This is a genomic window from Exiguobacterium sp. KKBO11 (assembly GCF_001644945.1).
In the GTDB taxonomy this organism is placed as follows: Bacteria; Bacillota; Bacilli; order Exiguobacteriales; family Exiguobacteriaceae; genus Exiguobacterium_A; species Exiguobacterium_A abrahamii.
Window position 1 is genome coordinate 921356 of sequence record NZ_LUCU01000011.1, and the last position, 20414, is coordinate 941769.

25 protein-coding genes are annotated in these 20414 nt (G+C 46.8%); all 25 read left to right on the plus strand.

Annotation, left to right across the window (positions count from 1 at the left end):
- Positions 1-3 precede the first annotated feature (3 nt).
- The 25 genes from fliG to AYO36_RS04905 are packed head-to-tail and all read left to right on the plus strand — an operon-like array spanning position 4 to position 20414.
- Entirely contained in the window at positions 4-1011 is a 1008-nt protein-coding gene (gene fliG / locus AYO36_RS04785; protein WP_050677479.1) for a flagellar motor switch protein FliG, read from the plus strand.
- On the plus strand, positions 995-1732 hold the full coding sequence (locus AYO36_RS04790) for a FliH/SctL family protein (RefSeq protein ID WP_064299650.1): 738 nt from the start codon (positions 995-997) through the stop codon (positions 1730-1732). The genes fliG and AYO36_RS04790 overlap by 17 nt, the downstream gene beginning before the upstream one ends.
- Positions 1725-3038, plus strand: a complete 1314-nt coding sequence (fliI, locus tag AYO36_RS04795) for a flagellar protein export ATPase FliI (protein ID WP_064299651.1) — start codon at positions 1725-1727, stop codon at positions 3036-3038. Before AYO36_RS04790 ends, fliI begins: the two co-directional genes overlap by 8 nt.
- A gap of 12 nt (positions 3039-3050) precedes the next feature.
- Positions 3051-3485, plus strand: coding sequence for a flagellar export protein FliJ (locus tag AYO36_RS04800; RefSeq protein WP_029342072.1), 435 nt, complete (start codon positions 3051-3053; stop codon positions 3483-3485).
- Positions 3482-4027, plus strand: coding sequence for a MotE family protein (locus AYO36_RS04805; RefSeq protein ID WP_050677477.1), 546 nt, complete (start codon positions 3482-3484; stop codon positions 4025-4027). Before AYO36_RS04800 ends, AYO36_RS04805 begins: the two co-directional genes overlap by 4 nt.
- 13 nt (positions 4028-4040) lie before the next feature.
- Positions 4041-5159, plus strand: a complete 1119-nt coding sequence (locus tag AYO36_RS04810; RefSeq protein WP_064299652.1) for a flagellar hook-length control protein FliK — start codon at positions 4041-4043, stop codon at positions 5157-5159.
- Positions 5152-5622, plus strand: coding sequence for a flagellar hook capping FlgD N-terminal domain-containing protein (locus AYO36_RS04815; protein WP_029342069.1), 471 nt, complete (start codon positions 5152-5154; stop codon positions 5620-5622). The genes AYO36_RS04810 and AYO36_RS04815 overlap by 8 nt, the downstream gene beginning before the upstream one ends.
- Positions 5622-6476 carry a flagellar basal body rod protein FlgG gene (flgG, locus tag AYO36_RS04820; protein WP_029342068.1) on the plus strand — a complete coding sequence of 285 codons (855 nt, stop codon included), beginning with the start codon at positions 5622-5624 and terminating at the stop codon, positions 6474-6476. Before AYO36_RS04815 ends, flgG begins: the two co-directional genes overlap by 1 nt.
- Positions 6477-6478: 2 nt before the next feature.
- A complete protein-coding gene (locus AYO36_RS04825) occupies positions 6479-6709 on the plus strand; it encodes a flagellar FlbD family protein (protein WP_369815312.1) in 231 nt (76 codons plus the stop codon).
- Entirely contained in the window at positions 6684-7133 is a 450-nt protein-coding gene (locus tag AYO36_RS04830; RefSeq protein ID WP_029342066.1) for a flagellar basal body-associated FliL family protein, read from the plus strand. Before AYO36_RS04825 ends, AYO36_RS04830 begins: the two co-directional genes overlap by 26 nt.
- A gap of 9 nt (positions 7134-7142) precedes the next feature.
- A complete protein-coding gene (gene fliM, locus AYO36_RS04835; RefSeq protein ID WP_029342065.1) occupies positions 7143-8126 on the plus strand; it encodes a flagellar motor switch protein FliM in 984 nt (327 codons plus the stop codon).
- A gap of 1 nt (position 8127) precedes the next feature.
- Positions 8128-9261 carry a flagellar motor switch phosphatase FliY gene (gene fliY, locus AYO36_RS04840; protein ID WP_064299654.1) on the plus strand — a complete coding sequence of 378 codons (1134 nt, stop codon included), beginning with the start codon at positions 8128-8130 and terminating at the stop codon, positions 9259-9261.
- Between the two features lie 12 nt (positions 9262-9273).
- The gene (locus AYO36_RS04845) at positions 9274-9639 is read left to right on the plus strand and encodes a response regulator (RefSeq protein WP_035407009.1); all 366 of its coding nucleotides are present in this window, start codon (positions 9274-9276) and stop codon (positions 9637-9639) included.
- On the plus strand, positions 9636-10127 hold the full coding sequence (locus tag AYO36_RS04850) for a flagellar biosynthetic protein FliO (protein WP_064299655.1): 492 nt from the start codon (positions 9636-9638) through the stop codon (positions 10125-10127). The genes AYO36_RS04845 and AYO36_RS04850 overlap by 4 nt, the downstream gene beginning before the upstream one ends.
- The gene (fliP, locus tag AYO36_RS04855) at positions 10124-10792 is read left to right on the plus strand and encodes a flagellar type III secretion system pore protein FliP (RefSeq protein ID WP_029342061.1); all 669 of its coding nucleotides are present in this window, start codon (positions 10124-10126) and stop codon (positions 10790-10792) included. The genes AYO36_RS04850 and fliP overlap by 4 nt, the downstream gene beginning before the upstream one ends.
- Before the next feature lie 11 nt (positions 10793-10803).
- The gene (fliQ, locus tag AYO36_RS04860) at positions 10804-11076 is read left to right on the plus strand and encodes a flagellar biosynthesis protein FliQ (RefSeq protein WP_023468705.1); all 273 of its coding nucleotides are present in this window, start codon (positions 10804-10806) and stop codon (positions 11074-11076) included.
- On the plus strand, positions 11073-11840 hold the full coding sequence (gene fliR / locus AYO36_RS04865) for a flagellar biosynthetic protein FliR (RefSeq protein WP_029342060.1): 768 nt from the start codon (positions 11073-11075) through the stop codon (positions 11838-11840). The genes fliQ and fliR overlap by 4 nt, the downstream gene beginning before the upstream one ends.
- 4 nt (positions 11841-11844) lie before the next feature.
- Positions 11845-12936, plus strand: a complete 1092-nt coding sequence (gene flhB / locus AYO36_RS04870; protein ID WP_029342059.1) for a flagellar biosynthesis protein FlhB — start codon at positions 11845-11847, stop codon at positions 12934-12936.
- 14 nt (positions 12937-12950) lie between these two features.
- Positions 12951-14975, plus strand: a complete 2025-nt coding sequence (gene flhA / locus AYO36_RS04875) for a flagellar biosynthesis protein FlhA (protein WP_064299656.1) — start codon at positions 12951-12953, stop codon at positions 14973-14975.
- 3 nt (positions 14976-14978) lie between these two features.
- Complete coding sequence (locus AYO36_RS04880) at positions 14979-16022, plus strand: flagellar biosynthesis protein FlhF (protein WP_064299657.1); 1044 nt, start codon at positions 14979-14981, stop codon at positions 16020-16022.
- Complete coding sequence (locus AYO36_RS04885; protein ID WP_050677468.1) at positions 16019-16873, plus strand: MinD/ParA family protein; 855 nt, start codon at positions 16019-16021, stop codon at positions 16871-16873. The genes AYO36_RS04880 and AYO36_RS04885 overlap by 4 nt, the downstream gene beginning before the upstream one ends.
- A gap of 21 nt (positions 16874-16894) precedes the next feature.
- The gene (locus tag AYO36_RS04890; protein WP_064299658.1) at positions 16895-18898 is read left to right on the plus strand and encodes a chemotaxis protein CheA; all 2004 of its coding nucleotides are present in this window, start codon (positions 16895-16897) and stop codon (positions 18896-18898) included.
- Positions 18899-18909: 11 nt separating this feature from the next.
- Entirely contained in the window at positions 18910-19338 is a 429-nt protein-coding gene (locus AYO36_RS04895; protein WP_029342054.1) for a chemotaxis protein CheW, read from the plus strand.
- Positions 19331-19939 carry a chemotaxis protein CheC gene (locus tag AYO36_RS04900; RefSeq protein ID WP_029342053.1) on the plus strand — a complete coding sequence of 203 codons (609 nt, stop codon included), beginning with the start codon at positions 19331-19333 and terminating at the stop codon, positions 19937-19939. Before AYO36_RS04895 ends, AYO36_RS04900 begins: the two co-directional genes overlap by 8 nt.
- On the plus strand, positions 19932-20414 hold the full coding sequence (locus AYO36_RS04905) for a chemotaxis protein CheD (RefSeq protein ID WP_029342052.1): 483 nt from the start codon (positions 19932-19934) through the stop codon (positions 20412-20414). Before AYO36_RS04900 ends, AYO36_RS04905 begins: the two co-directional genes overlap by 8 nt.

Genomic DNA, 20414 nt, shown 5'->3' on the forward strand with positions numbered 1-20414 from the left:
GAGATGAAGAAGCTAGAAATGAACAGTCGGGAAAAGGCTGCGATTCTCATGATTTCGTTAGGTCCTGAAGTCGCTGCCAGTGTATATAAACATTTATCGGAAGAAGAGATGGAATGGTTGACCCTTCAAATCTCAAGTATGAAACGAGTCGATCCAGAAGATAAGTTAGTCGTTCTCGATGAGTTTCATGAACTAGCGATGGCGCAAAACTACATCACTCAAGGTGGAATTGGGTTTGCTAAATCGGTTCTTGAGAAGGCGCTTGGTGAAGAAAAGGCGATGGAACTCATCTATCGCCTGACATCGACGTTACAAGTCCGACCGTTTGAGTTTGCACGAAAGGCAGACCCAAAACAGCTATTGAACTTCATTCAAAATGAACATCCGCAAACAATCGCGCTTGTTCTTGCCCATCTTGATCCTGCCAAATCAGGACAGATTCTCTCGGAGCTACCGGCAGAAGCACAATCCGATGTAGCACGGCGGATTGCGACGATGGACAGAATGAACCCGGAGATCATTAGCGAAGTAGAGCAAATTCTCGAACGGAATTTGTCACAAGCAGGCATGCAAGATTTTGCGCAGTCTGGCGGTATCGAGGCGGTCGTTCAAGTATTGAACGGGGTCGACCGGACAACGGAACGAACGATTCTCGATACGCTCGAGATTCAGGATCCAGAACTCGCAGAAGAGATCAAAAAACGGATGTTCGTCTTCGAAGATATCGTCACGCTCGATGCACGGGCGATTCAGCGCATCATTCGCGAAGTATCGAACGAAGATCTACTGTTGGCACTCAAAGTATCGTCAGACGACGTCAAGGATATGGTCTACCGCAACATGTCACAACGGATGGTCGAATCGTTCAAAGAGGATATGGAATTCATGGGTCCTGTTCGTCTCCGAGACGTCGAAGAAGCACAAAGTCGAATCGTCGGAATCATCCGCCGCTTAGAAGACATGGGTGAGATCGTCGTGGCTCGTGGTGGAGGAGATGATATTGTTGTCTAACGTCATCAAAAGACAAGCTGTGATTGAACGACAGGAACGAACACTCGTTCAAGTCCGAAATGCTCAGGAAGAATCGGCAATCGGTCCAGATACGTTCTATGAAGAGCGGATGGCAGAAGGTCACGCTGAACTAGAACGTCTTCGCCAGGTGATGGTTCTAGAGTTTGAACAGCGTCAGCGTGAGTTTGAACAAGAACGTCTTCAGGCATTAGAGGAAGCACGTCAACGAGGATATGAAGAAGGACACCAGGCTGGATTTGAAACAGGACGTGCGGAAGGACAAGCAACGTTCGAAGAGCAAATCGCAACGACAAATACGTTTACTGCACGAATCGAAGAGCAAAATCAAGAGCGATTGATGCGATTGGAACATGAATTATGTGTGCTTGGACTCCAGGTGACGCATCAGTTTCTAGAGCAGTTACATGATGAAGAAGAAGAGGCATTATACCAATTATTACATCAGTTGATCATTCAGTTCCGAGATCGTGAAAAGATCATTATCTACGCTTCACCAGCGGATTTTGAACGGGTCGTTCTGCTTGAAGAGCAGCTCCAAGGTGTTCTAGGTGCTAATGCGACGATTCAATTACGATTTGATCCAGCGCTTAAAGCACGCGATTATCGGATCGACTCGGAGAATGGAGCAATCACAGGTGGTTTGACAAGTGGCTTTGAAGCCCTACAAACCAAAATCAAAGAGGTTTTACATCATGTTTAACGTAAATGCGATTCAAGCCGCAGTTCGAGAAATTCGTCCGGAAGAACTCGTTCAGCATTCCGGAAAGGTCGTACAAGTGATTGGATTGATGATTGAATCACGTGGACCAACGGCTGTCGCAATCGGCGAGCGTTGTTTGATCCAAATTCAACAACGGCAGACGATTGAAGCGGAAGTCGTCGGTTTTAGAGAAGGTCACGTCCTACTCATGCCGTATGGTGAAACGACATCGATTGCTCCAGGCTCGATTGTTCTTGCGACAGGAAAACCACTCCACGTCCCGGTAGGGGATGAACTGATCGGTAAGGTGCTCGATGGTCTAGGGAGACCACTGGACGGGGAGTCATTAGAAAATTTACGTACGACATCAATTGTTCGTAAACCACCTAGTCCATTGGAGCGACCTCGTATCAGTGATGTTCTCTCGACGGGCATCCGTGCCATCGATGGGCTACTAACAGTCGGTCAAGGGCAACGCGTTGGTTTGTTTGCAGGATCAGGAGTCGGGAAGTCGACATTACTCGGTATGATTGCAAAACGATCGACAGCAGACATCAACGTCATTGCCTTGATTGGTGAACGAGGACGCGAAGTCAAGGAATTCGTGGAGGCAGAACTCGGTGAAGAAGGAATGAAACGCTCCATCTTGGTCGTAGCGACAAGTGATCAACCGCCACTTGTTCGTTTAAAAGGCGCCTATACGGCAACAGCTATCGCTGAACATTTTCGGGATCAAGGTAAGAATGTGGTCTTGATGATGGACTCTGTCACACGTTTTGCGATGGCACAACGAGAAATTGGTCTTGCGACAGGTGAACCGCCTGCGTCAAAAGGGTATACACCAAGCGTTTTTGCTCTTCTTCCTCAGTTACTCGAACGTAGCGGGAAAACGCAAGATGGCTCGATTACGGCTTTTTATACTGTGCTCGTCGATGGAGACGACATGAATGAACCGATTGCAGACGCTGTACGAGGGATCTTAGATGGTCATTTCGTTCTTGATCGTAATCTTGCGAACAAAGGACAGTTTCCGGCGATTCATGTCTTACGATCCATCAGTCGTGTCATGAATCAAATCACGACTGCTGAACAAAAGACAGCTGCCGTCGCATTTCGACAGCTGTTATCGACGTATCTTGATTCGGAAGACTTAATCAATATCGGCGCCTACAAAAAAGGGACGAACCCAGAAATTGATCGTGCCGTTGATAAATATCCGGAGCTGATCCGTTTTTTAAAACAACAAATCCATGAAGACAGTGACTTCGAGAGAGCTTGTCAGCAACTCATGGCAACGATTCAGTAAGGAGGACGGAAGATGAAGACGATTTATGAACGAATCATTCCTTTGGCTGAAGCAGAGAAAGATCGCGTCGCAAAAGAATTGAGCCTTCATAAAAAACAATATGAGATCGAAGTCGAAAAACTATACCATCTGCTCGTCCGTTATGAATCCTTTCTGAAAGCGCAAGATGAGATTGGCATCGTCGAATTAACGTCTTCGCAATATCGAGAGCGGGCTCGAGATGTCGTGAAGCAAGAAATCGAACGGCAACAACTGTACGTGACACAATCGAAAAATCGCTATGAACGCGCACAGGAAGCACTCGAACGAGCGTTGATCGAGGAGAAGAAGTTTAGTCGTCTGCAAGAGAATCATACGGTTGAAACGAAACGAATCGAGGCATTGACGGAACAAAATCAATTAGATGAACTGGCATTGTTACAGTTTGGAAGAGGACGGATGATATGAGTGAAAATAAAACGTCAAAAGGATGGATCTTACCTTTATTGATCATCCCTTTGATTTTAATCTTGCTGACAGCTTATTTCGTATTAAATTATGCGAATGGACGTCCATTGCTATCCTTACCGTTCGCAACGGAAAAAACGACTACGAATCAAGCAAATCCGTCAGCAGAACTCGAACGTCGTCTGAAAGTAGCGAATCAAGAAATCAAGAAACTACGCAATCAAAGCAAGGAACAATCGGATACTTTAAAAGCTAAAGAACAGGAAGTCGAACGTTTGATTGCAGAACGAGATCGTTTAAAACAAACACCGACGCCCGCGACGACGGATCAAACGAAGACGACGAAGAAAAAAGCAGCATCTGTGACTGATGTCTATGCTGAAATGGCACCAAAGGATGCTGCGCTCATCTTAAACGAACTCAGTCCGACAGAAGTCGTACCGATCATCGAGGACATCGATGCGGAACAACAGGCGGCGATCATTGCCAAGATGGATGCTAAAAAAGCGGCGGCCTTAACACAGCTACTCGCGACGAAGTAAGGAGGGAAGCCAGATGAACATGACGGAAGTAATACAATCATCCTCCCCGAACTTGAATACTGGAACAGGGAAAAAAGGAGAGATGACCACGGTTGGTGGTCAATTTGCTTCGTTACTGGATTATCTGACAAAGTTACCAACAACGTCATCGTCACCGGTCTCAGCTGATTTGACAGCACTCGAGACGAAAGTGGAGACACCACTATTACCGGATTGGATACAAGAACTCGTAGATCAACCGGACGAGCTTCTCTCTTTACTGAAACAACCGGAAGTAGAGGCGTTAAAACAAGAACCGAAGAAAATGGAACAACTACTAGCGTTCGTCAAACAATTGCTTGAGGGAAATGTCGAGCAGGCGAAAAATCAGTTCGATCAATTGCCACCATTGCTTCAGCAAGTCGTCTTGCAGACAGTAACGAACGATACGATCAAAATGAAAGATCATCATACGAACAACTTAAAACAACCATTACTTACTACGATTGAAGGAGACATTTCCGCGTTGCCTGTGAAACAGACGCTCCCGCAAACTGGTCCTATTGTCGAAGCGTTCAAGTCGGACACTGTAGCTGTAGCTGAGCAGGCAAAAGGAAAGACACCGCTTCCGTTGGTATTCGCTTCACTCATGCGAAAAGCGACCATGGCCGTTGATCCAGAAGGAAAAGCCGCGCTGACTCCAATGAGCATGCCGATTTACAAGGGTACCCCGTTGCAAACGATTCGTCCAGTGCCGCTACCCGTACCAGAACAGATTCAACAACGGATTGAAGCTGCACTTCAACAGGCACCGTTCTTAAAAGGTGCTGACGGGTCAACTCGATTGTCGATTCGTCTTTATCCAGAGCAGCTTGGAGAGGTCGTCGTTCAACTCGATCGTAAGGAGGGGGCATTGACCATCAAACTGTTTGCGAGTACTGAACAAGCGAAACAATCGATCGAGCAACAACTTGGAAAATTGCAGACAGCTTTACACCAGCAGACGCCGGTCGTGAAGATCGAGACGGGGATGATCGCATCTAGTGCACGGGAGTTTCAACAGTCCTTCACACGTGATCAGCAGGAGCATGAGTCCCCTTATCAAGAAACACCCGCTCCAGTAGAGGAAGAAGAGGAGGAAGACGATGACTGATGCAATCAAAACAGATGGTACTTCATACCAGCTTCCTGAAAAGTCACAAGTACCGACGAATAAAGCAATGGATAAAGATATGTTCATGAAAATTCTGATTGCCCAGCTGTCGAATCAGGACCCGACGGCACCAATGGAAGATAAGGATTTCATTGCTCAGATGGCGCAGTTTTCTTCACTTGAACAGATGCAAGCAATCGGGAAGACGATGGACACGATGGTCTTGAACCAACATGCGACGGCGTTATTATCCTACAGCAATCTGATTGGTAAGAACGTCAGTTATGAAGCCGAGTCAAAGACGACCGATGCTTCTGGAGCAGAACAGACGACGACCGTCGAAGAGACAGCCAGTGTCGTTAGTGTAAAACGGGATGGGCTGGATATCATGGCCGAATTATCGAACGGAAAACAGATTAGTGTATACGAGTTGACGCAGATTCAATCAAAGGAGGAAAAATAATGTTACGTTCAATGTATTCAGGAATCAGTGGGCTTAAGAACTTCCAGACGAAACTGGATGTCGTCGGGAATAACATCGCGAACGTCAACACGTTCGGTTATAAAAAAGGACGGGTGACGTTTAAGGATCTCGTCAGCCAATCGGTCGGTTCATCATCCGGTGCTGGTGGTAATGTCGGTGGAACGAACCCAAAACAGGTCGGTCTTGGAGCATCGATGTCAACAGTCGATAATGTGTATAACCAAGGTGCGCTTCAAAATACGGGTCGCGTCCTCGATGTCGGGATTTCTGGGGAAGGATTCTTCCAAGTCGTCACGGCGGAAGGGATTCGTTATACACGCTCGGGTAACTTCTATACCGATCTTGAAGGAAACTTGGTTACCGGCGACGGAAACTATTTGATTGGTAGTGACTCTCAAGCAATTGCAGATGGCGAGACACCACCGGTACCCCTTCCGGAAGCAGGTGGCGCAGGATTCCAAAAACTAAAAGTACCAACGGATGCACGTAACTTATCAATCGGTAAAGACGGTCTCGTCACTTACGTCGATACGACAGGAGCATTACAAAACGTCGGTTATATCACGATCGCGAACTTTGCTAACCCAGGTGGTTTAGAAAAATCAGGTGTCAACGTGTTCGCAGCGTCGCAAAACTCAGGTGAGCCAGTACTTGGAACACCGAGCTTGAACGGAATGGGTCAATTGACATCTGGAACGCTCGAAATGTCAAACGTCGATTTATCAGAAGAATTCACGGAGATGATCATTGCCCAACGTGGTTTCCAAGCGAATACGCGAATCATTACGACTTCTGACCAAGTTCTTGAGGAATTGGTCAACCTGAAACGATGATTATGCTAACGACATTACGTAATGCACCACTCGTACTAAACGCTATTCTGATTGAATCTGTCCGTTCCACTCCGGATACGACGATTCAACTCGTTGGCGGACAGATTTATGTCGTGAAGGAATCAATAGAAGAGGTCAAGGCAATCGCAATCGCTTTTTATCAACAAATCGGATTAGCGGGCTTGAACAGTGTAAGGAGGCTCGAAGATGGCCGAGGAAAAGAAGAAGAGTAAACTAAAAATCCCTTTAATCATGATCATTGTCGCAGCATTGATGGTTGGGGCAGGTTATATGATCATGAATTACTTTTTAGCTAATGATACGACAGAAGCAAAAGTCGAACAGCCGACGGGTGAAGAACTTGATGCACGAAGTCTTCAGACAGACGACTTGACGACGAACATCGCAGACGAACGGTTCTTGAATGTCCAATTCACGATCGTTACAGACGATCAAGCAACGCGTGATGATTTAGAATTACGAAAGTTTCAAATCAATAACATCATCTTAGGTGATTTATCTGCGATGAAAAAGTCGGACTTAGACTCAAAAGCGGATATGGAGAAGCTCGAAGAACGGTTACGGATGCAGTTCAAGAAGCTCATCCAAGAAGGTGATGTCCAGCGTGTCTATACGACGAAAAAAATCATCCAGTGAGGTGGCAGCATGAGCGAAGTATTATCCCAACATGAAATCGATGCCTTGCTATCAGCCATTTCAAGCGGAGATATGGAAGTCGAGGAAATCCGAAGCCAAGAGGAGCAGCGCCGTGTCAAAGTCTATGACTTTAAACGAGCGCTTCGCTTCTCAAAAGATCAATTACGGAATTTGACGCGTATCCATGAACAGTTCGCCCGAGTGTTGACGACGCATTTTTCTGCACAACTTCGGACGTACGTCCAGTTCACGGTCAATACAGTCGAGCAACTCCCGTACGATGAATTCATTCATTCTATTCCGAACATGACATTGATCAATCTTGTGAACCTTCATCCGCTTGATGGAAAAGTCTTGTTCGAAGTCAATCCGAACATTGCTTATGCGATGCTCGATCGATTACTTGGAGGACCGGGTGAAGGGATGAACAAGATTGAAAATTTGACGGAGATCGAGACGCGTATTCTGACACAATTGTTCAAACGTGCCTTCGTCCAATATGGCGCCGCTTGGGAATCGGTGACGGAAGTCGAGGCGGAGTACGACGATTTAGAAATCAATCCGCAGTTTCTACAGCTCGTTTCTCCGAATGAGACGGTCATCCTCGTATCGATTTACGTAACGGTTGGAGAAGTGAGCGGTACGTTGAATGTCTGTTTGCCATTCGTGACCCTTGAATCCGTTCTTCCGAAATTATCAAGTCATTATTGGATGCAACAAGAAAAGCGAACGACAGCAGATAATCAAGAGTCTGAACACATGCAAACGCAGTTGATGAGTTCCGTCGTCGATTTAAAAGCAGTGCTCGGCCAAACAGAGCTATCGTTTGGTGAATTGTTACACCTCGAAGTAGGCGATTGTTTATCCCTGAAGACGCGAGCCTCGGATGCCGTCGATGTATTCGTCGATGACCGGAAGATGTTCAAAGCCCGACCGGGACTAAATGGGAAACACCTCGCTTTGCAAGTCTTACAACGAATTGAGGAGGAATAACATGAGCGATATGCTTTCGCAAGATGAAATCGATGCGTTGTTACGCGGAACGCCATCAAACGATGAACCGCAAGATTCGGACGCAGAGGAAATATTAGATGATATGGAAATCGATGCGCTAGGGGAAGTCGGAAACATCTCACTTGGGAATTCAGCAACGGCCTTATCGGCATTGTTGAATCAAAAAGTAGAAATCACGACACCACATGTTCGGATGATTTCGATGGAAGAATTACGAAGTCGTTATCCGATTCCGCACGTCGCGTTGCGTGTCGGCTATACAGAAGGATTTAAAGGAGAAAATGTCCTGATCCTGACACAGCGAGATGCTTCTGTCATCGCGAACCTGATGATGGGAGGCGATGGTGTCATTGATGAATCGCTTGAGATGGATCCGATTGCTCTATCTGCTGTACAGGAAGCGATGAATCAGATGATGGGAGCTGCTGCGACATCGATGTCGACAGTGTTCTCCATGCGAATCGATATCTCACCACCTGCTGTTGAAATTTTTGATTTTTCACAAGATAAGAGCATCGTCGATAGCTTTTCTCTTTGGGAGAACATGGTCATCATCGAGTTTGATCTGAAGATTGGCGCGATGATTGATTCAAAAATCGTTCAATTAGCACCACTGGATTTCTCGAAACAATTGATTCAAAAACTCTTTAGCGCGAGTACGACCCAACAAGCAGAACCTGCACCACAAGCAACGGCACAAGCGCAACCAGAACAACCACAACCACAAGCGCAACCAACACCGGCACCAGCGATGGAACAACGAACGGTCGTCCCACCACCTGAACCGAAAGCAACGCCAGTCGGTGTCAGTCCAGTTCAATTTAGTCAGTTAGGTGAGATGGAAGTAGAGGGCACGCCAGGAAATATCGGAATGTTATATGATGTTCCGTTGAACGTCACGGTTGAGTTAGGACGGACACGCCGCTCCGTTCGTGACATATTGGAATTAACACAAGGTTCTGTCATCGAGCTGGACAAACTGGCAGGGGAACCAGTTGACGTTCTTGTCAACAATACATTGATCGCAACGGGTGAAGTGGTCGTCATCGAAGAGAATTTCGGTGTACGCATTACAGAAATCGTAAATACAAAAGAACGTCTTCGGATGTTCTAAGGAGGAACTATTATGAGTGCAAAAGTATTAATCGTAGACGACGCCGCTTTCATGCGGATGATGATCAAGGAAATCCTATCGAAGAACGGCTATGATGTCGTCGGTGAAGCAGAAAACGGACGCGAAGCGGTCTCAAAGTATAAGGAATTGACACCGGACCTCGTCACGCTAGACATTACGATGCCTGAGATGGACGGAATCTCTGCGCTTAAAGAAATCAAAGCATTCAATCCTGCCGCTAAAGTCATCATGTGTTCAGCGATGGGGCAACAGTCGATGGTCATCGACGCGATTCAAGCAGGTGCAAAAGATTTCATCGTCAAACCGTTCCAAGCGGATCGTGTGCTTGAAGCGGTCTCGAAAACTGTCTCGTCATGAAAAAAGTGACTTTGCTGATTTGTCTTCTGTTTCTGCTGACACTTCCTGTACAGGCTGAAACGGTCGAAGAAAAATTAAATCCAACCAAGAACGATGCACCGACGACTCAGCAAGTCGATGAGAGTCCTTCCATGGCATTGACCATCTTTAAAGGAGTCGTCGTTCTCGTCGTCTTGATCGGCGGATTCATCCTCGTGACACGTTTTATTCACGAGCGGACGCGAGGCGTCAGACATTCCGGACGATTGACCCATCTAGGTGGTGTACCACTTGGTAAGGATCGATCGGTTCAGTTAGTGAAAGTGCAGGATAAGATTTATGTCGTCGGTGTTGGTGAGAACGTGCAACTCTTAGACACGCTGGACGATTTAGAGGGATACGAACCGACGGATCTTGAAGAGGCATCTTCGAAATCAGCACCTTCACCATTTCTTGAGACGTTCAAACAACAACTCGAGCAACTGCAGAAGAATCGAGGGCGCTTATGAATACGATTGAAAACCTGATCTCACTCGATACTCCGTCAGGAACAGCAACATCGATTAAACTGCTCGTATTACTGACGTTGTTATCACTGGCGCCCTCGTTACTAATCTTAATGACTTGTTTCACGCGTGTCGTCGTCGTGTTGTCGTTCGTCCGTTCGGCTCTCGGAACACAACAGACGCCGCCGAACCAGCTACTCGTCGGACTGGCGCTGTTCATTACGCTTTTCGTCATGTCGCCCGTCATATCGGAATTAAACACGACGGCTCTAAAACCATATATGGCTGATAAAATCAGTCAAGATGAAGCGTTTGATAAAGCAGGAGATACGATGAAACGCTTCATGTCGAAGCACACGCGAACGAATGATTTAGAACTATTCTTAAAATACGGTAATTATGAAAAACCGGAAAAGATTGAAGATATTCCACTCGTCGCACTCGTTCCAGCATATGCGATTAGTGAATTGAAGACAGCCTTCCAAATCGGCTTCATGATCTTCATTCCTTTCCTTGTCATCGACATGGTCGTCTCGAGTGTTTTGATGTCGATGGGAATGATGATGTTACCGCCAGTCATGATTGCGTTACCGTTTAAATTGCTGTTATTTATTTTAGTCGATGGCTGGCACCTGATTGTTGAATCACTGCTCGTCAGTATGCGTTAGGGGGAGAAAAGATGACTCAAGAAATGATTATTCAGTTGGCGAGTTCTGCTGTCTGGACATTACTCAAAGTATCGGCCCCCTTGTTACTCGTCTCGCTCGTCGTCGGTCTGCTCGTCAGTATTTTGCAGGCGACGACGCAGATTCAGGAACAGACGTTATCGTTTGTTCCAAAGATTGTTGCCGTGTTTTTAGCACTCGTCTTCTTTGGACCTTGGATTATGCAGGAGTTACAGACCTTTACGATTGATCTATTCAAACAAATCGCTGAGGTTTCCCGAAAATGACATTACTTTCTTTCCTGAGTGTTTTTCTGCTCGTCTTTGGACGGATCGTCGGTTTTCTCGTTGCGGCGCCTTTGTTTTCATCAAGACAATTACCAGCGCAACATAAATTAGCACTTGCGGCGGGTCTTGCTTACTTTGCGAGTTACGCCGTGAAGACGGACGTTCGTGTAGAAGACTTCGATTTTTTCTTTCGGATGGGAACGGAAGTCTTAGTGGGGCTAGCTCTTGGCTTACTTGCCAGTTTTTTATTATACGCCCCACAAATTGCGGGTTCGATCATTGACTTACAGATGGGTCTTGCGATGGCTTCCGCTTATGATCCGATGTTTGGCGGACAGTCACCAATCGTCGGACGATTTTATTACATGCTGACGTTACTCGTCCTGCTCGCTTCTGATATGCATCTCATTTTACTGGACGGCATCTATACGAGCTTTCAGATCTTTCCGCCGGGCAGTCTGATTGCGGTATCAGGCGACGCAGGAATGAGTTTGGTCATCCGTGTCGTCGGACTTGCGATGTTGACTGCCTTACAAATGGCGATGCCACTTGTCGTTTCACTCTTTTTAGTGGATCTCGCACTTGGTTTCTTAGCGAAAACGGCACCCCAGTTCAACATTTTTGCGATTGGTTTTTCCGTCAAACTGTTAATGGGATACGCGATTCTGTTTTTATTAGCAGGAGCGACGATCACAGGAATCGGTCGATTCGTTCCATTGTTGCAAGATGTACTTGCAGACGCCATTCGATTACTAGGAGGTTAAGGACATGCATTCATATCGATTACGCCTTGATCTTCAGTACTTCGCTGGTGAGAAGACGGAAAAAGCGACACCTCGAAAGCGGGATGACTCGCGTAAAAAGGGACAGGTCGCAAAATCAGCAGACTTAACGAGTAGTTTTATGTTATTCGCGATGTTTCTTGTTCTCTATTTTTTCGGTCCATTTCTAGGACGGCGATTCGTACTCGTCCTACAAGATGGTCTCAGTGCAAGTCAAGTTCTGCAAGCTGTTGAAGAGGGACGAATTGAACAGATTTTAGTCGAGATGCTGATTCAAATGGGGATTTTAGTCGCACCGTTCTTTTTAACAGCGGTCGTCATCGGAATCCTTGGCAATTTCGTTCAGATTGGTGTGCTCTTAAGTGGTGAGGCGATTCAGCCGAAGCTGGACCGGATCAATCCGCTTCAAGGCGTCAAACGGATCGTTAGCGTTAAAGCACTCGTCGAGTTTTTGAAATCCGTTTTTAAACTGTTAGTCATCGGTGTCACGAGTGGCACGGTTCTTTGGAACAACAAAGTCGAGATTTCGAGGTTGACCTCGGAACCAATCGGCGATGCGTTAGCTATCATTGGTCATTTAACATTTTTACTCGGTTTGTCGGTCAGTATCGCCTTGATCGCGTTAGCCATTCTAGACTTCGCTTATCAAAAATTTGATTTCGAAAAGTCGATTCGAATGAGTAAACAGGATTTAAAGGATGAGCATAAGAACACGGAAGGTGACCCTCAAATCAAAGGAAAGATTAAACAACAACAACGGGAGATGGCGATGCGGCGGATGATGCAAGAAATACCGAATGCCGATGTCGTCATCACGAACCCGACCCATTATGCGGTAGCGATCCAATACGATGACGGAAAACATATGGCACCGATTGTCGTTGCAAAAGGCGTAGATGCTGTCGCGTTCCGGATTCGGGAGAAGGCGACAGCAGCTGATGTCCCGATTGTTGAAAATCGTCCGCTGGCGCGGGCGTTGTTCGCTCAAACAGAGATTGGTATGGCAGTGGATGAAACGTTCTATCAGGCGCTCGCTGAAACACTCGCCTTTGTCTATCAACTGAAACAAGCAAAATGAAAGGATGAAGCATCATGAGTATATCAACACGAGATTTAACGGTTCTGCTAGGCGTCATCATGATCGTCTTCATGCTCGTCATCCCACTGCCTGCTATCATGCTCGATTTTTTAATCATCATCAATATCTTAATTGCTTTGATGGTATTACTCGTTGCGATGAATGCCAAAGAGGCACTTGAGTTTTCTGTCTTTCCGACGTTGTTATTGATCGTCACTTTGTTTCGTCTGGCACTTAACGTCTCGACGACACGGGCGATCCTATCAAACGGAAATGGTGGCGAAGTTATCGAGGCTTTTGGAAATTTTGTCGTCGGCGGTAAGGCACTCGTCGGTTTCGTCGTCTTTTTGATTCTCGTCTTGATCCAGTTCCTCGTCATTACGAAGGGGTCAGAACGAGTCTCGGAAGTGTCGGCACGTTTTACGCTTGATGCGATGCCCGGAAAACAGATGGCAATCGACGCCGACTTGAACTCCGGTATGATCGACGAATTACAAGCTCGGACTCGTCGTCAAAAAATTCAATCGGAAGCAGACTTTTATGGCGCGATGGACGGGGCCTCGAAGTTTGTTAAAGGAGATGCGATTGCTGGTATCATCATCGTCATCATTAACTTGATCTTTGGAATGATCATCGGTGTCGTCCAACAAGGCTTACCGATGGCTGAGTCAGTCAAATTGTATACGTTACTGACGGTCGGAGATGGTCTTGTCAGTCAGATTCCAGCACTGTTGATTTCGGTTGCGACCGGAATCATCGTCACGCGCTCGACATCCGACGGAAACCTTGGGGAGGATGTCATCGGTCAATTGACACGGACACCGTTACTCGTCGGAATCGCGGCTGGAGCAATCTTCTTACTCGGACTATTCACAGCGATTCCTGATTACGTCACGATGCCGATTGCAGCGTTGTTCGGCTTCTTCGCTTGGCGAATGAAACAGACGACGAAGACGATGCAAGAAGAGGTCGCCGTTGAGGAAGCGCCGAGCGAAAACTTGCGTTCGAGTGAATCGGTCATTTCCTTATTGAATGTCGATACGATTGAATTTGAATTCGGTTACGGTTTGATTCCACTCGCTGATGAAGCGCAAGGTGGCGATCTACTCGATCGTGTCGTCATGATTCGTCGGCAGCTAGCACTCGAACTTGGATTCGTTCTACCGACCGTTCGGATTCGTGATCACCTGCAGTTATCACCGAACCAGTATCGAATCAAGATTCGCGGAAGTGAGATGGCAAGTGGTGAGCTATTACTGGATCATTATTTAGCGATGAGCCCGGGTGTCGACGATCCAGAAATTCGAGGTATCGAGACGGTTGAACCGGCTTTCGGTATGCCGGCACTCTGGATTGATGAGCAGACACGGAGCCGAGCAGAGATGTCAGGCTATACGGTCGTTGATCCACCTTCCGTCGTCGCGACGCATTTAACGGAGCTCTTGAAGAAACATGCCGCTGAGTTACTCGGTCGAGAAGAGACGAAACAGTTGGTCGATCATTTGAAGGAATCGCATCCGATTTTGGTCGAGGAAGTAACACCACAACTGTTATCAATCGGGGAACTTCAAAAAGTATTCGTTCAATTATTAAAAGAAAAAGTCTCGATTCGAAATCTACCATTGATTTTTGAAACGCTCGCGGACTATGCGGCGGTGACGAAAGACAGCGAATTGCTTGCTGAATATGTCCGTCAATCCTTATCGCGGCAAATTACGGAACAGGTCATGCAAGGAGATGTCTTGCATGTCGTGACGGTTTCGAGTGAGATGGAACTGGATATCCAGTCGGCCATCCAAAAGACGGAGTTTGGAAATTATTTAGCGCTTGATCCCGAAAAGGCGACACGTTTCATCGAGACGTTACAGGAGCGAGCAACGGAATTCGAACGGTACGGGGCGCATCCGATCATCCTGACTTCTCCAAGTATCCGGATGTTCGTCCGTCAATTGACAGAACGGTATTTTCCAGATATTCCGATTTTGTCTTATAACGAATTAATGCCGACGATTGAAGTTAAGAGTATTGGGGTGATTTAAGCGATGATAGTCAAAAAAGTCACGGCGGATTCCGTTAGCGAAGCCATGGAACGCATCAAACGCGAACTCGGTAACGATGCCATCATATTAAATACTCGCCATATCAAAGTGGGCGGATTCTTTGGATTATTTGCGAAGAAAAAAGTGGAACTGGTTGCATCGGTGGATGAACATGTGTCGAACGAACCGATCGTCTCGAAGCAAACAACGAGTCGGAAGGACATTGTGGAAACCATCCAACCGATCCCCGTGCGTCCAACGATCGTTACGATCGGCGAACGACCATTGCCAAAAGAATTGCGACATTATGCGCCGCTGTTGGCAGAACCAGCGTTACAACAAGTGTCTGAACGATTGCATGAGCGATTACTGACTGCGTACTATCAAACGCAGCAAACGGAATTAACCGATCTCTTGACGGAAGAAGTAAAGACGGCATTACGCGTGACGCCGTCGACTGCACGTTATGTCATGCTGACGGGACCAACTGGTGTCGGTAAGACGACGACCATCGCTAAACTCGCTGCACACCATACGCTCATCAAAAATCAACGAGTCGGTCTCATCACAACCGATACATACCGGATCTCAGCGATTGAACAACTGAAGACATATGCCGACATATTAGGTATTCCTATTCATGTTGCATACGACCTGGAAGATTTCGAACAAGCGAAGCAGGCGCTAGCTTCATGCGATATCGTACTTGTCGATACAGCGGGACGGAATTTCCTTGACGAAGCATATGTAGAGCAATTACGAAGTCGTCATGACTTTGAGGATACGGATGTATTCTTAGTTCTTAGTTTGACATCGAAATATCGAGATTTATTACAGATCCACGATCGTTTCAGCAAGATTCCCTTATCAGGGTTCGTATTTTCGAAAGCAGATGAAACAAGTGAACTGTGGTCGATGTTTGGACTTATGACAGAAACGGAGTTACCAATCTATTGCGTGACAACGGGTCAAGAAGTGCCAGAAGACATCACGTTCGCTACGGCGGATGAGTTATCCCGAATGATCGTCGAGAGAGGGATGAGATGATGCGAGAAGATCAAGCACGTGTCTTACGATCAAAAGTGACCGTCAAGGAAACGAAGACGATTGCCATCGTGAGTGGAAAAGGTGGCGTCGGAAAAACGAATGTCGCGGTGAATCTTGGCGTGGCATTATCGTTACAAGAAAAACGAGTACTCTTGATTGATCTTGATATCGGGATGGCGAACATTGGTATTCTATTCGGTAAATCATCGAAGTCATCCTTGATGGAATGCGTCAAACGACGAGAATCACTCCAGCACGCAATCGTTGAACAGTCGCCATCCCTTCATTTCATTCATGGCGGGAGTGGATTTGCGGAACTGACGAATCTGACGAAGGAGGATGTCGTGTTCCTACTGCGGGAATTCCAATTTTTCTATGAGTATGATTTTGTGTTGCTCGATTTAGGAGCCGGCGCCAATCATCAGACGTTCGATTTTATCAGTAGTGCAGACGAAGCCTGGTTGATCGTCACGCCAGAGCCGACTTCAATCATGGACGGTTATGCGTTCGTCAAACTGGCACACCATCATGCGACGGATCTTCCGATTTCCGTAGTCGTCAATCGGGCGACGAATGGTGGAGAAGCACTTGAAACGTTTGATCGACTAGCGCTCGTCAGCCAACAATTTTTACAAAAGCCACTGCGCTTTACCGGTTTTTTGCCGGAAGATCCGACAGTCGTCAAAGCAGTCAAGGCACAGATGCCATTTTACTTGATGGATCGAACGAGTGACGTCAGTTGGCGACTCGATCATATCACGACGTCTCTAACAGGTGTACAAGTCAAAGAACGGAAGTTTTTAGATCGATTGTTACATCGTCTGAAAAAACGAAAAGATCATGTCCGTTAAGATTAAAGGAGGGTATCAGTCATGGACTTAAATGAATATGTGGGGTTGTTCCTCGATGAGTCGATGGAGCATTTACAAGCTATTAACACAAGCTTATTGGTTTTTGAAGAACGATTAGACGATGAAGCGGTCATCGATCAAATTTTCCGTTCTGCCCATACGCTAAAAGGGATGGCAGGAACGATGGGATATGATGCGATCGCTGATTTGACGCATGAGATGGAGAGCGCCCTTGATTTAGTCAGATCAAAGAAACAACCCGCTACAGCTGAGTTGATCGATGTCCTATTCGTTGCTGCTGAGCAACTGGAAACGATGGTAGAAGACATCAGTCGCGGTGGAAAAGGGAAACTTGACGTTACGGAAACAGTGAGACGATTACAGCAGTTCATTCGTCCCGAACAAGAAGAGATCATTTCGGTTACGCCATCAACTGCACCATCAACATTCGAATGTGATGTCTATTCGGAAGCGGTCGTCAAACAATCGATTGCGTCCGGTTATCAAGCCTATATCGTCCAAGTCGAACTTTCAGCAGACGTCATCTTAAAAGCGGCACGTGTCTACATGGTCTTTGATCGTTTACAACAGCTCGGAGATGTCATTTTGTCGAATCCGACATCTGATGAACTGGAGCAAGAACATTTTGAGACGTCATTCTCTGTTTTATTCGTGACACAACAAGAGCAATCGGTCATTCAAGAGGCGGTTGCCTCGGTTTCTGAAGTCGCAACAGTAACGATGGACGTGTTCGAAGCAACACCAGAAGCAGAGGTGGCGACATCCACCCTTCCACAGGAAGTGCCGGTTGCGACATCAGTACCTGCACCAATAGCTTCACCGGATTCACCAGAACAGACAGATCTATCTGTGCCTGTCGCTTCGAAAACGATTCGTGTCAATCTCGAGCGGATTGATCGTTTGATGAATCTGTTCGAAGAGTTCATCATCGACCGCGGACGTTTGGAGCGTATTGCAGCAGAAGTCAGCTCACCGGAATTGACAGATACGGTCGAACGGATCAAACGGGGCACGAACGAATTGCAATCACTCGTTTTAACGTTACGAATGATGCCGATCGAACAAGTATTCAACCGCTTCCCACGAATGGTGCGTTCCGTTTCGAAGGATGTCGGAAAACATATCAAACTACACATTACGGGTGCTGAGACGGAACTTGATCGCACAGTCATCGATGAGATTGGTGATCCACTTGTCCACTTGATCCGTAATGCGATCGATCATGGAATTGAAAACAAAGCGGAACGGATTTTAGCGAATAAGCCGGTCGAAGGAAATCTTTCGCTTCGTGCCTACCATTCAGGAAACCGAGTCTTCATCGAGATTGAAGATGATGGAGCAGGTATCAATCACGAACGTGTCACACGGATTGCGATTGAAAAAGGATTGATCACAGAAGAAGAAACGATGCAATTAACGATCGAAGAGGCTTCGATGCTGTTATTCGCACCTGGTTTCTCGACAGCAGAAGAAGTCACGGACTTGTCTGGTCGTGGTGTTGGTCTCGACGTCGTCAAATCAAAGATCGAATCATTGGGTGGAGAAGTATTCGTTGAGACACGTCGCGGAGAAGGAACGATTTTCCGTATCAGTTTACCATTGACGCTCTCGATCATCTCAGCCATGCTCGTTGAGCTCGGACAAGAAACGTATGCAATTCCACTGACTGCCATCATCGAGACGACATCTTTACGTAAATCGGCGATCCTGCAAGCGCACCGGGAAAAAGTATTTGATTTCCGTGGACAATTGGTTCCACTTATTTCGCTGAATGAAGTTTACGGATTGCCACAACATGAGGCAGAAGCCTATTCGGTCGTCGTCGTCCGGAGTGGCGAAAAATTAGCAGGGTTGATCGTATCCGAATTGATCGGTCAACAGGAGATCGTCATGAAGCCACTCGGTAGTTATCTAGAAGGCATCCGTGCCATTTCTGGCGCGACGATTCTTGGAGACGGACAAGTCGCATTGATCATTGACAGCAATGCACTATTACGGAAGTGAGGGGAACGAAGATGGAACAAAAATGGGTTGTTTTTCAATTAGAAGATAATGCATACGGTATTGATGTACAGTCTGTTCGTTCAATCGAACGGCTCATCCCGATCACACGGATTCCGAACGCTGCATCCTATGTCAAAGGAGTCATCAATTTGCGAGGTGTCGTCACTCCCGTGATTGACCTGCGTGCCCGCCTTGGATTCGAATTAATGGAAGAAACGGAAGAAACACGCATCATCATCGCCACTTTGGAGCATGGGGACGCTGGATTCATCGTCGACCGGGCAAACGAAGTCGTCGAATCAACGGATGTTCGGATTGAACCGCTCAGTGAACAAAAGCAGGAGGATGCCTCGTATTTGACTGCAGTCGCAAAAGGCGATCAGCAATTGTTTTCGTTGATTGAACCGAATCGCTTATTTGAGGACATCGTTCATGCTTAATCCAAACGAACGGGACATTTTACGGGAAGTCGGCAACATTGGAGCTGGTCACGCAGCGACAGCACTTTCAACCTTACTTGGACAACCGATTGAGATCGAAGTACCTTCCGCTGAACTTGAGGATTTCACGACGATCATCGAGCGAAGTGGAGGGGCGGAAACGTATACCGCTGGTGCATTGTTACGTTTTTCTGGCGATATTCAAGCAACGTTACTTTTTTTGATGCCACTTCGTGATGCAGAGAAGCTCGTGAGCCAATTGATGCAGACGGAATTCCACTTTTTTTCCGATTCCCACGAAATGGGGGTTTCTGCTTGGGAAGAAATTGGGAATATTTTAATTGGAGCATACGCTCGGGCTATCTCCGATTGGCTTGATTTATCGTTACATGTCAGTGTTCCTGCATCAGCGTTTGATATGGTTGGTGCGTTACTTGAAGTAGCCTTACTTGAATCAACGACTCCAGGAAATATGGCTGTCTATATCGACACTCATTTGTCTAGTGCAGGAAACGATTTGACCGGACATTTACTTTTGTTGCCTGAAGCTAACGCCTTTCAGACGGTCTTCGAACGATTGGGTGTGGACTTGAATGGATGAAATCGTACGGATTGGGATTGCGGAGTACGCCATCAGTAAACGCCCCGTCATTTTACGGACGGCGGGTCTTGGATCGTGTGTAGGCGTCGTCATCTATGACCAGGAACGAGGGTTATCGAGTATGGCGCATGTCATGTTGCCTGATTCAGCGATCAGTCGGAATCGGGAGCTTGAAGTCGGAAAGTTCGCGGATACGGCAATTCTAGAGGTAGCCCGCGAATTACGAGCAAGTGGAGCCATCCGATTACGTGCGAAGATTGCGGGTGGGGCTCAGATGTTTCAATTTAAGTATGAACATGAATCAATGCGGATTGGTGAGCGAAACATCGCTGCGGTCAAAGCAATGCTTCAACAAGTCAAAATTCCACTCGTTGCCGAAGATGTTGGCGGCACGAATGGACGAACGATCGAGTTCCACTCACAATCAGGGCGTCTCGTCATCCGGACGGTGAATGTCGGGACGCTGGAAATCTAG